Below are 14,060 nucleotides of genomic sequence, written 5' to 3' on the forward strand. Positions count from 1 at the left end.
TTCCCGGTCTGCCAGTCCAGCGCGTTCGCTCCGAGCAACGGGTGGTGCAGCTGGCTCTGGAAGGTCCGCAGCAGATCGATGCCGTAGTTGAACTCGTGGTTGCCGAGCGCCGCGGCGTCATACCCGATCTGGTTCATCGCCAACGCCATCGGGTGTATGACGCCCTTGCCGATCGGCTCGATCTTGGCGTAGTAGTACGCCAGCGGAGTGCCCTGGATGGTGTCGCCGGCGTCCAGCGTGATGCAGGTGTGCGCGCCGCGCTCGGCGCGCACGGCCTGGACCAGCGTGGCGCACTTGGCGGCGCCGACGTCGTTGTGCTTCGCGTCGTCGTACTCGGTGTCCTTGAAGTAGTCCCAGTTGTAGACGTGCCCGTGCAGGTCGGTGGTGCCGAGCACCGTCAGCCGCAACTCCTTGCCGCCGGGAGCAGCGTCGGCCCGGGGCGCCGTGGCGGCGCCGACCACCCCCGCACCCCCGATCATCGTCATCGCCAGCAGTTGGCGGCGGCTCGTGGCATGTCGGACGACGGGGTGCATGGGATCTCCTTCAGGGGTGGGACGCCGGGCGGGTCACGCCCGGTAACTGCACCACGCTAGCGACCTTCGAAGGCGAAATGCCGGCAAACGCCGGAGGTCTTTGCGAGGGCTGTTCGGATCAGCGTCCGCCGACCCAGCTCCAGGCGTACTTGCCGTCGTCAGTGGCGGTGCCGGCCTCGCCCAGCTCCATCGGCCGGAAGGTGTCGACCATGACCGCCAACTCGTCGAACTGGTGCACCCCGATGGAGTTCTCGTAGGCGCCCGGCTGCGGGCCGTGCGCGTGACCGCCGGGATGCAGGGAGATCGAGCCCTTGCCGATGCCGGAGCCCTTGCGCGCCTCGTAGTCGCCGTCGACGTAGAACATGATCTCGTCGGAGTCGACGTTGGAGTGGTAGTAGGGCACCGGGATCGACGCCTCGTGGTAGTCGACCTTGCGCGGCACGAAGTTGCAGACCACGAAGCCCGTGCCCTCGAAGACCTGGTGCACGGGCGGGGGCTGATGCACCTTGCCGGTGATCGGCATGAAGTCGGCGACGTTGAACGCGTAGGGGTAGAGACAGCCGTCCCAGCCGACCACGTCCAGCGGGTGGTAGGGGTAGGTGTACACGGTGCCGACGATCTGCCCGCTGTTTCCCCGGTGCTTGACGTACACCTCTGTCGGCGTGTCGGATTCGGCACCGATGTCCTCGGCGAGCAGCGGACCTTGCGGGCCGCGCAGGTCGCGTTCGCAGTATGGCGCGTGCTCCAGCAACTGGCCGAAACGCGAGAGATACCGCTTCGGCGGCGCGATGTGCGAGTTGCCCTCGATCGCGTAGGCGCGCAGCGGCTCGGTGAAACCTTCGTCGCCGGCGGCCACCGGCAGCCACCGGTGGGTCGTCGCGCGCGGCACGATCAGGTAGTCACCCTCGGCGACGTCGAACGCGCCGAAGACCGTCTCCACCCGCGCCGCGCCCCGCTCGACATACACGCATTCGTCGCCGATCCCGTTGCGATACCAGGGACTCGGCGCATCGGCCACGACATACGAGATGCGCACGTCGCCGTTGCCGAGCACCAGCCGCCGACCGGTCACGACATCGACCCCGGTGTCGCCCTCGTCGAAGAGATCGTGCAGCTTCAGATGCCGCGGCAGCAACGGGTGGTTCGGTTCTGTCCGGAGCGACCAGCGGAAGTCCCACGCCTTCGCGTCGGAGATCGCCGACGGCAGACCCCGGTGATAGAGCAGCGACGAGTCGCTGGAGAAGCCCTCCTCCCCCATCAACTCCTCGTAGTAGACGCTGCCGTCAGGCCGACGCAGCGCGGTGTGCCGCTGACGTGGCAGCTGTCCCATCGATCGGTAGAACGCCATTGTTCTTCCCTCTTCCCCGTCGTGCTTCGGTTCGTGCCTCGTGCGCCGTTGCCGGCCGGTGACCCGTGGCGAGCGCGGCCGGGTTGCTGACTACGGTGGCACCATGGCCAGTGTGCCCACCCGAACGCTGTTCACGCAGTTGGTCGACGACGCTGCCGTCTTCCCTCCGGGAAACTTCTCGCTCACCGAGGCTATCGACCGCCGCTGCGCGCGTCGCGGCACCCCGGCGTCCGATGTCGCGGCCGACATCGGTGCTGCCATCCGTGGCCTGCCCGCGCTCGACCTGATCTGAGAGAGGACCAGATGAACGCCCCTGACGTGCACCCCGCCGGCGGACATTCCGATGGCGGGCTCTGGAGCATCGACAACCTTCCGTACGGTGTGGCCAGCACCGGCGACGGCAGCACCCAGGTGGTCACCCGGCTGGGCGACGACGTCATCCGGTTGGCGACGCTCGCCGCGTCCGACGGGGTGCGCAAATGGGCTCGCACGTTCGACCACAGTTCGCTCAATCCCTTCATCGGACAGGGCCGTTCGTCCTGGTCGGCCGCGCGCAGGTGGTTGCGCACGATCCTGCAGGACGACGCGCGCCGGGCCCTCGTGGCGGCGGCGACCACGCCGCTGGCCGACGTGACGCTGCACCTGCCGGTCCGGATCGCCGATTACGTCGACTTCTACGCCAGTGAGCAGCACGCCACGAACGTCGGCTCGATCTTCCGTCCCGATGGCGCGGCCCTGACACCCAACTGGAAGCACCTCCCCATCGGTTACCACGGTCGGTCCGGCACCGTGGTCGTCTCCGGCACCGACGTCGTGCGCCCGGTCGGGCAGCGCAAGGGCAGGGAGGATCCGGCGCCGGTATTCGGCCCCAGCGTCCGGTTGGACATCGAGGCGGAGGTCGGTTTCGTGGTCGGCGGTGAGACGGAGGTCGGCACCCGCGTGTCGGTCGACGAGGCCGCCGAGCACCTCTTCGGTGTCGCGCTCTTCAACGACTGGTCGGCCCGCGACATCCAGGCCTGGGAATACGTGCCGCTCGGTCCGTTCCTCGGCAAGTCGTTCGCCTCGACGCTGAGTGCCTGGATCACCCCGATGGAGGCCTTGCAGGAGGCGAAAACCGCTCTGCCCGCCCAGGATCCGCAGCCGTTGGAGTATCTGCGGGGCGATGACCTCTTCGGTCTGGACCTGCAGCTCGAGGTGCGGCTCAACGACACGGTCGTCTCGCGACCGCCGTACAAAGCGATGTACTGGAGTCCGGCGCAGATGCTCGCGCACCTCACCGTCAATGGCGCCGGCCTGCGCGACGGCGACCTCTTCGCCTCCGGCACCGTCTCCGGCGACGCGCGCGATCAGCGCGGCAGTCTGCTCGAACTCTCCTGGAGCGGCAAAGAGCCGGTGGAACTGTCCGACGGCACCACTCGCAGCTTCCTGGAGGACGGTGACACGGTGACGATCACCGCGACCGCCCCGGCGGCCGGCGGCCGTCGCCTCGCGCTCGGCGAGGTCAGCGGCCGGATCCTCCCCAGCCGCTGACATCGGTCTTGCTGCGGCGCGCCGGGACGACATACGTCTGAGCGGCCTTGTCGTGCAACGCCTGGGCGCTGCGGTCGCCCAGCGGGATCAACCCGTCGACCAGGGTGAAGATCGTGCCCAGTGGCCCCAGGATCGGCAGCAGCGAGGTGATGTTGCCGACGCCCTTGACCACGGCGCGTATCGCCGCGGCACGCAGCGACGGCCTGGTGCTCGTGGCGGCCCCGCGCACCCGGATGCCGCAGATCAGGTGGCCGATGGTCTGCCCGCGCCAGGCGACGAGGCCGATCTCGTAGACCAGGTAGAGCGCCAGCGCGACAACGGGGAACTGCCACGGCACGTGATAGAAGCTGCCCGGGAGCGGAGGCTGCGACCGGCCGTCCTGTGCGGCGGCGATCGCGTCGTCGTACCAGTTGATGATCGTGCTGATCCACGGATGCAGCCAGCTCCACGAGATGGCGAAGGCCAGCAGTGACAGCAGCACGTTGTCGATCAGGTAGGCGAGCAACCGGCGCCACCACGACGCCGTCGGCTCGCCGTCCGGGGCCGTCTTGACCGGCTGCGGCACATACGGCTGGCGGCTGTACGGCGACTGCTGGCCGCCCGGGTAGTGCTGTGAGGTCTGCTGGTGCGGCGTCTGTTCGTAGGGACGCAGCTGCGGCCGTTGTCCCTGGCGTTGCCCGTAGCGGGCGGCCTCCGCCTCTTCGGCGGCGCGGCGGCGTTCCTGCTCCTCTTCGTACTGCCGGCGGGCGTCGCCGATGCGGGACTGCTCGAGGTTCGGCTTGACCTTCGGCATGGTCCGGTCACTCCACAGGATGCCGTCCCAGTAGCGAAGCTGACTCGGGTCCTGGGGGTCGTCATACCAACCCGACGCTCGTTCGCTCATGATGGCTCATCCTCTCATCACGACCGTCAACGACCGTCAACGACCGTCAACGACCACGCGCCTCCCTCCCCGTTGCCGGGGAGGGAGGCGCGTGGTGCGGAGTGGCAGTGTCAGACCCCGGGGGCCAACTTGCCCTCGTCCTCCTCGATGATGTCCTCGGTCTCGTTGAGGATCGCCTCGACGCGCTCCCCCGGCAGCTGGCACTGCCAGGCCAGCGCGAGGATCACGGCGGTCAGGATGATGTTGGCCAGGATGCCGCCGTTGAAGCCGTAGACGTTGGCCTCGCCCGCGTCCTTGGCACTGGTGCCGGAGTAGCTGCCGAGGTAGCTCACCAGCAGGATGCCGGCGAACCAGACCAGCACCCACCAGCCGTGCTTGAAGTCCAGCTGCGGCGAGCGGCCCTTGTCCATGGCCTCGAAGATGGCCAAGAACACGTAGCCGATGGCCACTGCCGCCATCATCTTCCAGACCTGGTCCCAGCCGGCCCAGTACATGATCAGGTTGGTCGCCAGCAGCGCCAGCGGACCGACGACCCACGGCATACGGCTGCGGTAGGGGCGTTCCATGTTGGGCAGCTGCTTGCGGAAGGTCAGCAGCGCGATCGAGCCGCTGCCGAAGGACAGCACGGTCAGCGAGGTGACGACGCCGACCAGCGCCTGCCAGCTCGGGAACGGCAGGAAGAAGATCGCGCCGACGATCCAGGCCAGGATCAGGCTCGGCCACGGCACGCCGTTCTCGTTGACCTTGGCCAGCACGGCCGGGGCGTTGCGGTTGCGGCCCATGGCGTAGGACATGCGCGCGGTGACGCTGGTGTAGATCAGGCCGGTGTCACCGGGGCTGATGAACGCGTCCGCGTAGAGCAGACCGGCCAGCCAGCTCATGCCGAGCACGGTGGCCATCGAGGCGAGCGGGCTGAAGTTACCGGCGTCGCTGCCGGTCTTGATCGCGTTGCCGACGTTGGCCCAGCCGTCGTTGGCCAGGTGGGTCGGGTCCAGACCGCCGATGAAGGCGACCTGCAGCAGGATGTAGAGCGCACCGCAGATCAGGATCGAGCCGATCAGGGTCAGCGGGACGTTGCGCTTGGGGTTGTCGGTCTCACCGGCCAGCTCGATGCCCTGGCGCCAGCCGAGGAACGAGAAGGCGATGCCGGCCGCCGGGATGGCTTCCATGGCGCCCTTGATGCCGTTGGGGGCGAATCCGCCGCCACCCTTGGCGTCGATGGTGAAGTTGCCGCTGTGGAAGGACGCGATCATGATCGCGACGATCACCAGGACGATCATGAACAGCTTCCACCAGACCAGCACGTTGTTGATCCGGGCGAACCACTTCACGCCGAAGAAGTTGACCAGCACGAAGACGCCGAGCATCAGGATGGCGATGACCAGACCGGCGGGCGTCAGGGTGCCGTCGCTGTTCTCCAGCCAGCCGGCGTAGGACGTGGCGTAGGTCAGCACGGCCGACACCTCGACGGCGGCCACGGCGGCGCAGGCCAACCAGGTCACCCAGCCGAAGGAGTAGCTGGCGAACGAACCCCACGCGTAGTGCGGGTAGCGCGCGACACCACCGCTGCGCGGCATCATCACCCCGAGCTCGGCGTAGCTGAGGCCGATGAACAGGAACATGATGGTGCCGACGATCCAGGACAGGATCGCGGCCGGGCCGGCCAGGCTGGACGCGTGCAGCGAGCTGAACAGCCAACCGGACCCGATGATCGAGCCGATGGCGGTGAAGAGCAGGCCGAGTGTGCCGAACTCCTTCTTGAGATGTGGGTCATCTCCGGCGACGTTGTTTACCTTGTCGGTATCGACGCTCATAGTTGTGCATCATCCCTTTCGGTTGCCATGCACGGTGCGATTTTCATGTCATGCTCCGCCGAGCACCACAACCTGTGAACTGTGACACACTCCGAGAGCGTTAGCACGCTAGTCCCGAAAAGTCCTGAAAGGTCAAGCGGCACACCGAAGTTCTGCCAAATTGAGACCTGGCAGCCGCGGGCCGCCGGGTGACCGGCGAGTAGGGTCACCCTCATGCTGAAGTTGATGCTCTTCCTGCACCTGTTGACCGCCATCTTCGCGGTCGGGCCACTCGTGCACGCGGTCACCACCGCCTCCCGCGGCCTGCGCACCGCCGACCCGGTCGCGATCGAGTCGTCGGCCCGGACGGCGAAGATCTATTCGATGGCGTCGGTGCTGGTGGTGATCTTCGGCTTCGGGCTCATGTCGCAGAAGCGTCGCGGCAAGGAGCTCGGCTCCTTCGGCGACACCTGGATCTGGCTGTCCCTGCTGTTGTGGGTGGTCGCCGTCATCATCACGTTCGTGGTCCTGGTGCCCGCCCTGGAGCGCGCGTCCGACGCGATCCGCGCCGGCTCCGAAGGATCGGCCGCCGGTGACCTGCAGACCGCGGTGAAGTCGCAGACCGCGCGCGTCGCCGCTGCCGGTGGCGTGGTCGGCATCCTGTTCGCCGTCATCGTCGTGCTGATGGTCTACCGGCCGGGTAGCTGAGTCCGGTCCGCTGCCATGACACCGGACGAAGTCGCCGACTTCCTGGCGACATTGCCCGGCTGCAAGCGCAAGGGCACCGCGCAGGTGCCCGCCTGGTACGTCGCCGACCGCATCATTGCGCGCCTGGTCGCAGCCGATGAGCTGATGATCCGTTGCGCGTTCGAGCTGCGCGAGCGGCTCGTCACCGAACACCCGCAGACGTTCGGCATACCGCCGCGCTACGAGGCGCACCTGAAGGTGCAGGCGATGTTGGATGGCGACGCCGGCGCCATACAACACGCGCTGCGGGCGGCGTGGGAGCTGCAGCGCGGACGGTGATATCTGTGCGTGGATCGTCCTCTGCGCGTGCACGAGTGTTATCCACATCCCCCTCCTCGGCGGGAGGGATGTGGACAACACTCGTCAACGAAAACCGTTGCATACCAGATGTTTTCGGGATATCATCGAACACATGAACGATGCGCAGATGGATACTGTCGAGGGCGGGAACGCCGCGTTCGACGCGTCCACGGTGCGCGCGTTCCAGGATCGGCTCGACGCAGCGATCACGAGCGACGACATGCTGACCGAGATGCGCGCTCTGGAGGAAGCCAAGAACGCGATCAGTGCGCGGCAGGCCCGGTTGGCCGTCGCAGCGCACCACCGGCAACGGCAGTTGGACATCCCGCGTGGGATCAACCGCGCGACCACCGCACGCAAGGTCGGATCCGACATCGCCCTCGCCCGGCGGTCCTCCCCGCACCTGGGGTCCCGGTTGCTGGGCCTCGCTCACGCCGTCGTGGAGGAGGTGCCCCACACCTGCCAGGCGCTGACCGCCGGAGTGATCGGCGAACGCGACGCCACCGAACTGGTGGCCGCGACGGCCTGTTTGAGCCGAGAGGATCGCGCGAGCGTCGACGCCGCGATCGCCGACGAGCTGGGCACCGTGTCCCACCGGCGACTGGTCGCCGCAGCACGGGCAGCCGCCTATGAGGTCGACCCGCAAGCGGCCACCGCGCGCCGCGCCAGAGCCGAAAGTGAGCGCCGGGTCAGCCTGCGGCCCGCCCCGGACTGCATGACCTGGCTGACCGCGCTACTGCCGGTCAAGGACGGCGTCGCCTGCTACGCCGCACTCACAACCGAAGCCGACGCGACCGCCACCGCCGACCACCCCCGCGGTCAGGTCATGGCCGACACCCTCGTCCAACGCGTCACCGGACGCGACTCCGCCGACGGCATCGACGTCCACGTCAACCTGCTCATGCCGATCGACACCCTCACCGGCGACACCCCGGCCGAGATACCCGGTTACGGGCCCATCCCCGCCGACCTGGTCCGCGCCTGGGCCACGGATCCGAGCAAGGTGGTCCAGGTCCGGCGCCTGTTCGCCCACCCCGGCACCGGTGACCTGGTCGGCATGGAGTCAACCTCCCGCTGCTACACCGGCCTGCTCGCCGACTTCATCGCGCTACGCGACCGGACCTGCCGCACCCCCTACTGCGACGCGCCGATCCGCCATACCGACCACATCACGGCCCACACCGAGGGCGGCGCCACCACCGAACGCAATGCCCAAGGCCTCTGCGAACGTTGCAACTACACCAAGGAACACCCCGACGTCAGCGTCACGGGCACTGCCGGCGGGACCACGACGACAACAGGCACGCTGCGTATGACGAGCCGTCCTCCGTCGCCGCCGGGGCTGCCGCCTCCCACCCGATCACATGTCGAGCGCACCCTGGTCGACCTGACCTGGCAGCACAGCCTCCGCCGCCCACGCAGGTGAGGCTCGTCGGCGCCTGCAACAAGTCGACGTGGGCCCCGATGCCGGTGCTACCGTCCGCCGATCTGCAGCGATGGACGGAGAACATGACGACGGAAGACGTCCCGGTGGGGTTCGACGCGGAGGGCATGTGGGACTCCGTGGCGGACGCGTGGGACGCACGCGGCGACTGGCACGCCGACGTCACACGCGAATTGACCACGACGATGGTCCGGGCGCTCGAACTCCGGAAGACCGACACCGTCGTCGAACTCGCCTGCGGGCCGACCGCCGACATCGCCACCGCAGTCGCGCAACGCCCCGGCTTCACCGGCGTGATCCGTGCGGGTGACCTGTCCGCGCGCATGATCGAGGCGGCCGAGCGCCGTGCGCGACGTGATGGCCTGCCCGTGTCGTTCGAGCAACTGGACGTGACCCGGCTGCCCTTCCCGGACGGCAGCATCGACAAGATCGCGGCACGCTGGATCTACATGCTGCTGGCCGACCCGATCGAAGGCCTGCGCGAAGCCGACCGGGTGCTGCGGCCCGACGGGCGGCTGGTGTTCGCCGTGTTCGCTGCGGCCGCGGAGAACCCGTTCTTCATGCTGCCCGGGTCGGTGCTGGCCGAGCGCGGACTGTTCCGGCCACCGTCGCCCGGACAGCCCAGCATGTTCGCTCTCGCCGATGTCGACGGCACCGGGCAACTGGTGCGCGATGCCGGCTTCACCACCTGCTCGGTGCGGGACGTCCCGTTGAGCTACCGACTCGCCGATCCGGACGACCTGTGGTCGTGGGTGCGTGACTTCGCCGGCCCGATCTCGGTGGCGGTGCGGAGCCAGGACGAGCGCACCCGCGCCGACGTGCGCGCCGAGATCGAGCGGCGTGCCGAGCGCTTCCGTGACGGCGCCGGCTACGCGCTGCCCGGTCTGGCGAGAGTGGTCGCCGCGTCCCGGTGAGGTGCCTCAGAGGTTGCCGCGCTTGTCCTGCTCGCGCTCGATCGCCTCGAAGAGCGCCTTGAAGTTGCCCTTGCCGAAGCCCAGCGAGCCGTGCCGCTCGATCAGCTCGAAGAACACCGTGGGGCGGTCACCGAGCGGCTTGGTGAAGATCTGCAGCAGGTAGCCGTCCTCGTCACGGTCGACCAGGATGCCGCGCTTCTGCAACTCCTCGACCGGCACGCGCACCTCGCCGATGCGGGCGCGCAGCTCCGGGTCCTCGTAGTAGCTGTCCGGGGTGTCCAGGAACTCGACGCCGTTGGCACGCAGGCAGTCCACCGACGTGATGATGTCGCCGGTCGCGACGGCGAGGTGCTGTGCGCCGGCGCCGCGGTAGAACTCGAGGTATTCGTCGATCTGCGACTTCTTCTTGGCGACGGCCGGTTCGTTGAGCGGGAACTTCACCCGGTGGTTGCCGTTGGCAACGACCTTGCTCATCAGTGCCGAATAGTCGGTGGCGATGTCGTCGCCGATGAACTCCGCCATGTTCACGAAGCCCATGACCCGGTTGTAGAAGGCGACCCACTCGTCCATGTGGCCCAGCTCGACGTTGCCGACGATGTGGTCCAGTGCCTGGAAGAGCCGCTTCGGCTGACCCTCGCGGCGCTCGACGGTCGAGGACTGCGCGACATACCCGGGCAGGTAGGGGCCGTCGTACTTCGACCGGTCGACCAGGGTGTGGATCGTCTCGCCATACGTGGCGATGGCGGCGATGCGGATGGTGCCGTGCTCGTCGCTCACGTCCTCGGGCTCGCGCACCACGGTGGCGCCGGCCGTGCGGGCCTGGGCGATGCACTTGTCGACGTCGGGCACCTCGAGCGCGATGTCGACGACGCCGTCACCGTGCTTGCGGTGGTGCTCCACCAGCGGGCTGTCCGGGTCGACCGCGCCGTTGATGACGAAGCGGATCGAGCCGCTCTTGAGCACGAACGACTTGTGGTCGCGGTTGCCGGTCTCCGGACCGCTGTAGGCGACGAGCTCCATGCCCCAGGCGCTCTGGTAGTAGAGCGCGGACTGCGTGGCGTTGCCGGAGACGAACACGATCGCGTCCCAGCCGGTCACCGGGAAGGGGTCATTGTCGGCGTCGTAGTCGACGAGGCCGACGAGTTGCTTCAGCTGCTCCATGTCCTGGCCGGCAGCGAGTTCATCGGGCGTGAGGTTCACCGTCGTTGTCATGTGCTCACTGTGCGCGCGGTCACAGCACACCGCAATCGGCCCGCCACATCCTGATCATGATGCGCAATCTGCGCGGTACTGATCGTAGTATTCTGCACAACATGCCCACCATTGACGAGCTCGACGCCCGACTCATCGCGTTGCTCACCGAACAGCCTCAGATCGGGGTGCTGGGCGCGTCGCGCAAGCTGGGCGTCGCGCGGGGCACCGTGCAGGCGCGGCTGGACCGGCTGATCGAGCGAGGTGTCATCTCGTCGCTCGCGCCCACGGTCTCGGCCGCCGCGCTCGGCTACCCGGTGATGGCGTTCTGCACGCTGCAGATCCAGCAGCGCAAGGGCCGCCAGGCCGTGGTGGAGCATCTGCGCGGCATCGCCGAGGTGCTCGAGGTGCACACCATCACCGGCGGCGGCGACCTGCTGGCCCGGGTCGTCGCCCGGGACAACGCCGACCTGCAACGGGTGATCGACCAGATCGTCGAGACGGGGCTGGTCGTGCACGCCTCGACCACGATTGCGCTGGCCGAATTGGTCGGGCACCGCACCCTGCCGCTCGTGCAGGAGACCGGCGGCCGCTGAGCTAGCGTTTGCGGCCGACGAACCAGTTGCGGATCATGGTGATCCGCTCACTGACCTCCTCGGAGGAGGCCCGGTCCAGCGCCGGCCCGCCGCACTTCACCCGCAGCTCGTGGTGGACGTGCGCGTGTGGCTTGCCGGACTTCGTGGAGTATGCCGCGACGAGCGAGTTGAGTTCCTTGCGCTGTGCCGCGAGGGCCCGGTGGGCCGCCACCGGCTGATCGTCCGTCGGCCGCTTGCGACCGCTGCGCAACTGCTTGTCCTGACGTTGCCGCAGCAGGCTGCTGACCTGGTCGGGCTCGAGCAGCCCGGGCAGGCCGAGGTATTCCTCTTCCTCGTCGCTGCCGACCACCGCGCCCAGGCCGAACTGCTGGGCGTCGAACATGACATGGTCGAACTCCGCCTCGGACTCCAGCGCCTCGAACTTGCCCTCCAGCTCGCCGAGCGCCTTCTCCTCCCGGTTGGCCTCCTCGATGAGGCCCTCTTCCTCGTCCCAGATCGAATCCTCAGCCTGCTCAGGCCGATCCAGCGCGTGGTTGCGTTCCTTCTCCATCGACGCCGCGAGCTCCATGATGGTGGGCACCGTCGGCAGGAAGACCGTGGCCGTCTCACCACGGCGGCGGGCCCGGACGAAACGCCCCACCGCCTGGGCGAAGTAGAGCGGTGTCGAGGTGGACGTGGCGAAGACACCCACCGCCAGACGCGGCACGTCGACGCCCTCAGACACCATCCGCACGGCCACCATCCACCGGTCCTCCGACTGCGCGAACTCCTCGATGCGGGTCGAGGCGCCGCTGTCGTCGGACAGCACCACCGTGGGTCGGATGCCGGTGATCTCGTGCAGGATCCGCGCGTAAGCCCGTGCGGCAGTCTGATGGGCGGCGATCACCAGACCGCCCGCGTCGGGCACGTGACGGCGCACCTCGGTCAGCCGCTTGTCGGCCGCCCGCAGCACCGCCGGGATCCAGGCACCACTCGGGTCGAGTGCGGTGCGCCAGGCCGCCGCCGTCGCGTCCTTGGTCAGCGGCTCCCCCAGACGCGCGGCGATCTCGTCGCCGGCCGACGTGCGCCAGCGCATCGCCCCGCCATACGCCATGAAGAGCACCGGCCGCACGACACCGTCCCGCAGCGCGTCGGCGTAACCGTAGGTGAAGTCGCTGGCCGAACGGCGTATGCCGTCCGCGCCCTCCTCGTAACGCACGAACGGGATCGGTGCGGTGTCCGAGCGAAAAGGCGTGCCGGTCAAACAGATCCGGCGCACTGCCGGCTCGAAGGCCTCGCGCATCGCGTCGCCCCACGACTTGGTGTCACCGCCGTGGTGCACCTCGTCGAGGATCACCAGGGTGGGCTTGCTCATGGTGCGCTTGCGGTGCAGCGCGGGCCGGCTGGCCACGCCCGCGTAGGTGACCGCGACGCCGTCGAAGTCGGCAGCGTGCTGCTCCTGAGCATTCGTGAACCGCGGATCGATGTGTATGCCGACCCGGGACGCCGCATCGGCCCACTGCGTCTTGAGGTGTTCGGTCGGCGCCACGATGGTGATCTGCTCGACGATCCCCCGCTGCAGCAGCTCCGTGGCCAGCCGCAACGCGTAGGTCGTCTTCCCCGCGCCCGGGGTGGCCACCGCGAGAAAATCACGCGGCTGGTCGGTCAGATAACGCTCCAACGCCGCGGCCTGCCAGGCCCGTAGCTTGCCCGCGGTCCCCCACGCCGCCTTACCTGGGAACGCCGGTGACAGGTGCGATGCGGCGGAGGTACTCATATGGGGAACAGGTTAACCTCCGGCGCGGACAGTCCTCGGAGGTGGGCAGGTCAGTCGTCGCCGCCGTCCTGCGGCGCGCGCAGCCCGTCGAAAATCTCCTTGCAGGTAGGGCACACCGGGAATTTCTCCGGGTCGCGGCCGGGCACCCAGACCTTGCCGCACAGTGCCGTCACCGGCTCACCCGACAGCGCGCTCTCCATGATCTTCTCCTTGCGCACATAGTGCGCGAAGCGCTCATGGTCGCCCGGCTCCTGCAACTGCTCCTCGGCGTCGGTGCGCTCCAGCGTCGCGGTGGTGGTGCTCGGCGTGCTCGGCGCAGCCTCCGGGGAGGACAGCCGATCCGGATCGTCAACGGGACTCATGCCGCCCAAGTGTAATTGGCACGGCTGAGGGCCCGGCTCCTCGTCAGTTCAGGTCCGGGTCGGTCGGGAACGTCGCCGCGAACGACATCGCGCTGCGCTGCCGGCGCAGTACGCGTGACCACAGCTGTCCGGGATCACCGCTGAAGGCGTCGCCGGTCTGCGCGTCGACCACGAACCACATGCCGTCCTCGATCTCTCCCTCGAGCTGGCCCTCGGCCCAGCCGGCATACCCGGCGTAGATCCGCAGGCTGCCGACAACCGGTGCGACGATCGGCGGGGGCGCGTCCAGGTCGACCAGACACAGATCGCCGAACAGCTTTCGGATGCCGAGGGATTCGTCCTCCGTGCGCTCGGCGACGGCGAGCGCCAGCGCGGTGTCCAAGGAGACCGGGCCCCCCTGGAAGATGCAGTCCGGGGTCGACACATGCTCCTGCCATCCCGGCAGGACCGAGTCGACCCCGGCGACCAACGGCCGGTTGAGGATCAGACCGTGTGCACCGTCCCCGTCGTGGTGCAGAACCAGCACGACGCTGCGGTTGAAGACGTCGTCCTCGGCCGACTCGGACTCCTCGCGGGGCACTGCGACGAGGAGTCGTCCGGTCAGGTCGGTCACCCACCCATTATGGGTGACCGACCCGGGGCTCTGCTGCGACCGGGGTCAGC

Annotated in this window: 14 protein-coding genes and 1 pseudogene; 7 read left to right on the forward strand and 8 right to left on the reverse strand. The window is 68.4% G+C overall.

The genetic code is table 11. The annotated features are described in order from the left end of the window. Both ACTHL4_RS02730 and ACTHL4_RS02735 read right to left on the reverse strand, forming a co-directional pair. Positions 1 to 533: pseudogene (locus tag ACTHL4_RS02730) on the reverse strand (bifunctional metallophosphatase/5'-nucleotidase); the annotation flags it as partial. A 118-nt stretch (positions 534 to 651) separates the two neighbouring features. Then, positions 652 to 1,881, reverse strand: coding sequence for a homogentisate 1,2-dioxygenase (locus ACTHL4_RS02735; RefSeq protein ID WP_440281202.1), 1,230 nt, complete (start codon positions 1,879 to 1,881; stop codon positions 652 to 654). A 103-nt stretch (positions 1,882 to 1,984) separates the two neighbouring features. Here ACTHL4_RS02735 and ACTHL4_RS02740 point away from each other — a divergent pair, with 103 nt between their 5' ends. Both ACTHL4_RS02740 and fahA read left to right on the forward strand, forming a co-directional pair. Then, entirely contained in the window at positions 1,985 to 2,173 is a 189-nt protein-coding gene (locus ACTHL4_RS02740) for a hypothetical protein (protein WP_440281203.1), read from the forward strand. A gap of 11 nt (positions 2,174 to 2,184) precedes the next feature. After that, positions 2,185 to 3,411: a fumarylacetoacetase gene (gene fahA / locus ACTHL4_RS02745; protein ID WP_440281204.1), complete on the forward strand. Its 1,227-nt coding sequence runs from the start codon at positions 2,185 to 2,187 to the stop codon at positions 3,409 to 3,411. Here fahA and ACTHL4_RS02750 read toward each other — a convergent pair. Continuing rightward, complete coding sequence (locus ACTHL4_RS02750; protein ID WP_440281205.1) at positions 3,383 to 4,294, reverse strand: RDD family protein; 912 nt, start codon at positions 4,292 to 4,294, stop codon at positions 3,383 to 3,385. The two genes, fahA and ACTHL4_RS02750, sit on opposite strands and share 29 nt — an antisense overlap. 110 nt (positions 4,295 to 4,404) lie before the next feature. Further along, positions 4,405 to 6,108: an APC family permease gene (locus ACTHL4_RS02755; protein ID WP_440281206.1), complete on the reverse strand. Its 1,704-nt coding sequence runs from the start codon at positions 6,106 to 6,108 to the stop codon at positions 4,405 to 4,407. A gap of 213 nt (positions 6,109 to 6,321) precedes the next feature. Here ACTHL4_RS02755 and ACTHL4_RS02760 point away from each other — a divergent pair, with 213 nt between their 5' ends. The 4 genes from ACTHL4_RS02760 to ACTHL4_RS02775 all read left to right on the forward strand — a co-directional run bounded on the left by ACTHL4_RS02760 (position 6,322) and on the right by ACTHL4_RS02775 (position 9,492). After that, positions 6,322 to 6,795 (forward strand): DUF2269 family protein, encoded by a 474-nt coding sequence (locus ACTHL4_RS02760; RefSeq protein WP_440281207.1) that lies wholly within the window; start codon positions 6,322 to 6,324, stop codon positions 6,793 to 6,795. Positions 6,796 to 6,810: 15 nt separating this feature from the next. Next, on the forward strand, positions 6,811 to 7,113 hold the full coding sequence (locus ACTHL4_RS02765; protein ID WP_440281208.1) for a hypothetical protein: 303 nt from the start codon (positions 6,811 to 6,813) through the stop codon (positions 7,111 to 7,113). A gap of 133 nt (positions 7,114 to 7,246) precedes the next feature. Further along, positions 7,247 to 8,560, forward strand: a complete 1,314-nt coding sequence (locus tag ACTHL4_RS02770) for a DUF222 domain-containing protein (protein WP_440281209.1) — start codon at positions 7,247 to 7,249, stop codon at positions 8,558 to 8,560. 83 nt (positions 8,561 to 8,643) lie between these two features. Next, complete coding sequence (locus tag ACTHL4_RS02775) at positions 8,644 to 9,492, forward strand: class I SAM-dependent methyltransferase (RefSeq protein ID WP_440281210.1); 849 nt, start codon at positions 8,644 to 8,646, stop codon at positions 9,490 to 9,492. Positions 9,493 to 9,498: 6 nt separating this feature from the next. On the opposite strand, the gene hppD is transcribed toward ACTHL4_RS02775, so the two are convergent. Continuing rightward, the gene (hppD, locus tag ACTHL4_RS02780) at positions 9,499 to 10,704 is read right to left on the reverse strand and encodes a 4-hydroxyphenylpyruvate dioxygenase (protein ID WP_440281211.1); all 1,206 of its coding nucleotides are present in this window, start codon (positions 10,702 to 10,704) and stop codon (positions 9,499 to 9,501) included. 101 nt (positions 10,705 to 10,805) lie between these two features. Here hppD and ACTHL4_RS02785 point away from each other — a divergent pair, with 101 nt between their 5' ends. After that, complete coding sequence (locus tag ACTHL4_RS02785) at positions 10,806 to 11,279, forward strand: Lrp/AsnC family transcriptional regulator (RefSeq protein ID WP_440281212.1); 474 nt, start codon at positions 10,806 to 10,808, stop codon at positions 11,277 to 11,279. Between the two features lies 1 nt (position 11,280). Here ACTHL4_RS02785 and ACTHL4_RS02790 read toward each other — a convergent pair whose 3' ends face one another. The 3 genes from ACTHL4_RS02790 to ACTHL4_RS02800 are packed head-to-tail and all read right to left on the reverse strand — an operon-like array spanning position 11,281 to position 14,010. After that, entirely contained in the window at positions 11,281 to 13,035 is a 1,755-nt protein-coding gene (locus ACTHL4_RS02790) for a DEAD/DEAH box helicase (protein WP_440281213.1), read from the reverse strand. 50 nt (positions 13,036 to 13,085) lie between these two features. Beyond that, positions 13,086 to 13,397, reverse strand: coding sequence for a DUF3039 domain-containing protein (locus ACTHL4_RS02795; protein WP_440281214.1), 312 nt, complete (start codon positions 13,395 to 13,397; stop codon positions 13,086 to 13,088). A gap of 43 nt (positions 13,398 to 13,440) precedes the next feature. Beyond that, on the reverse strand, positions 13,441 to 14,010 hold the full coding sequence (locus tag ACTHL4_RS02800; RefSeq protein WP_440281215.1) for a YqgE/AlgH family protein: 570 nt from the start codon (positions 14,008 to 14,010) through the stop codon (positions 13,441 to 13,443). Positions 14,011 to 14,060: the final 50 nt, after the last annotated feature.

Source organism: Flexivirga sp., from assembly GCF_051955415.1.
Lineage (GTDB): Bacteria > Actinomycetota > Actinomycetes > Actinomycetales > Dermatophilaceae > Flexivirga.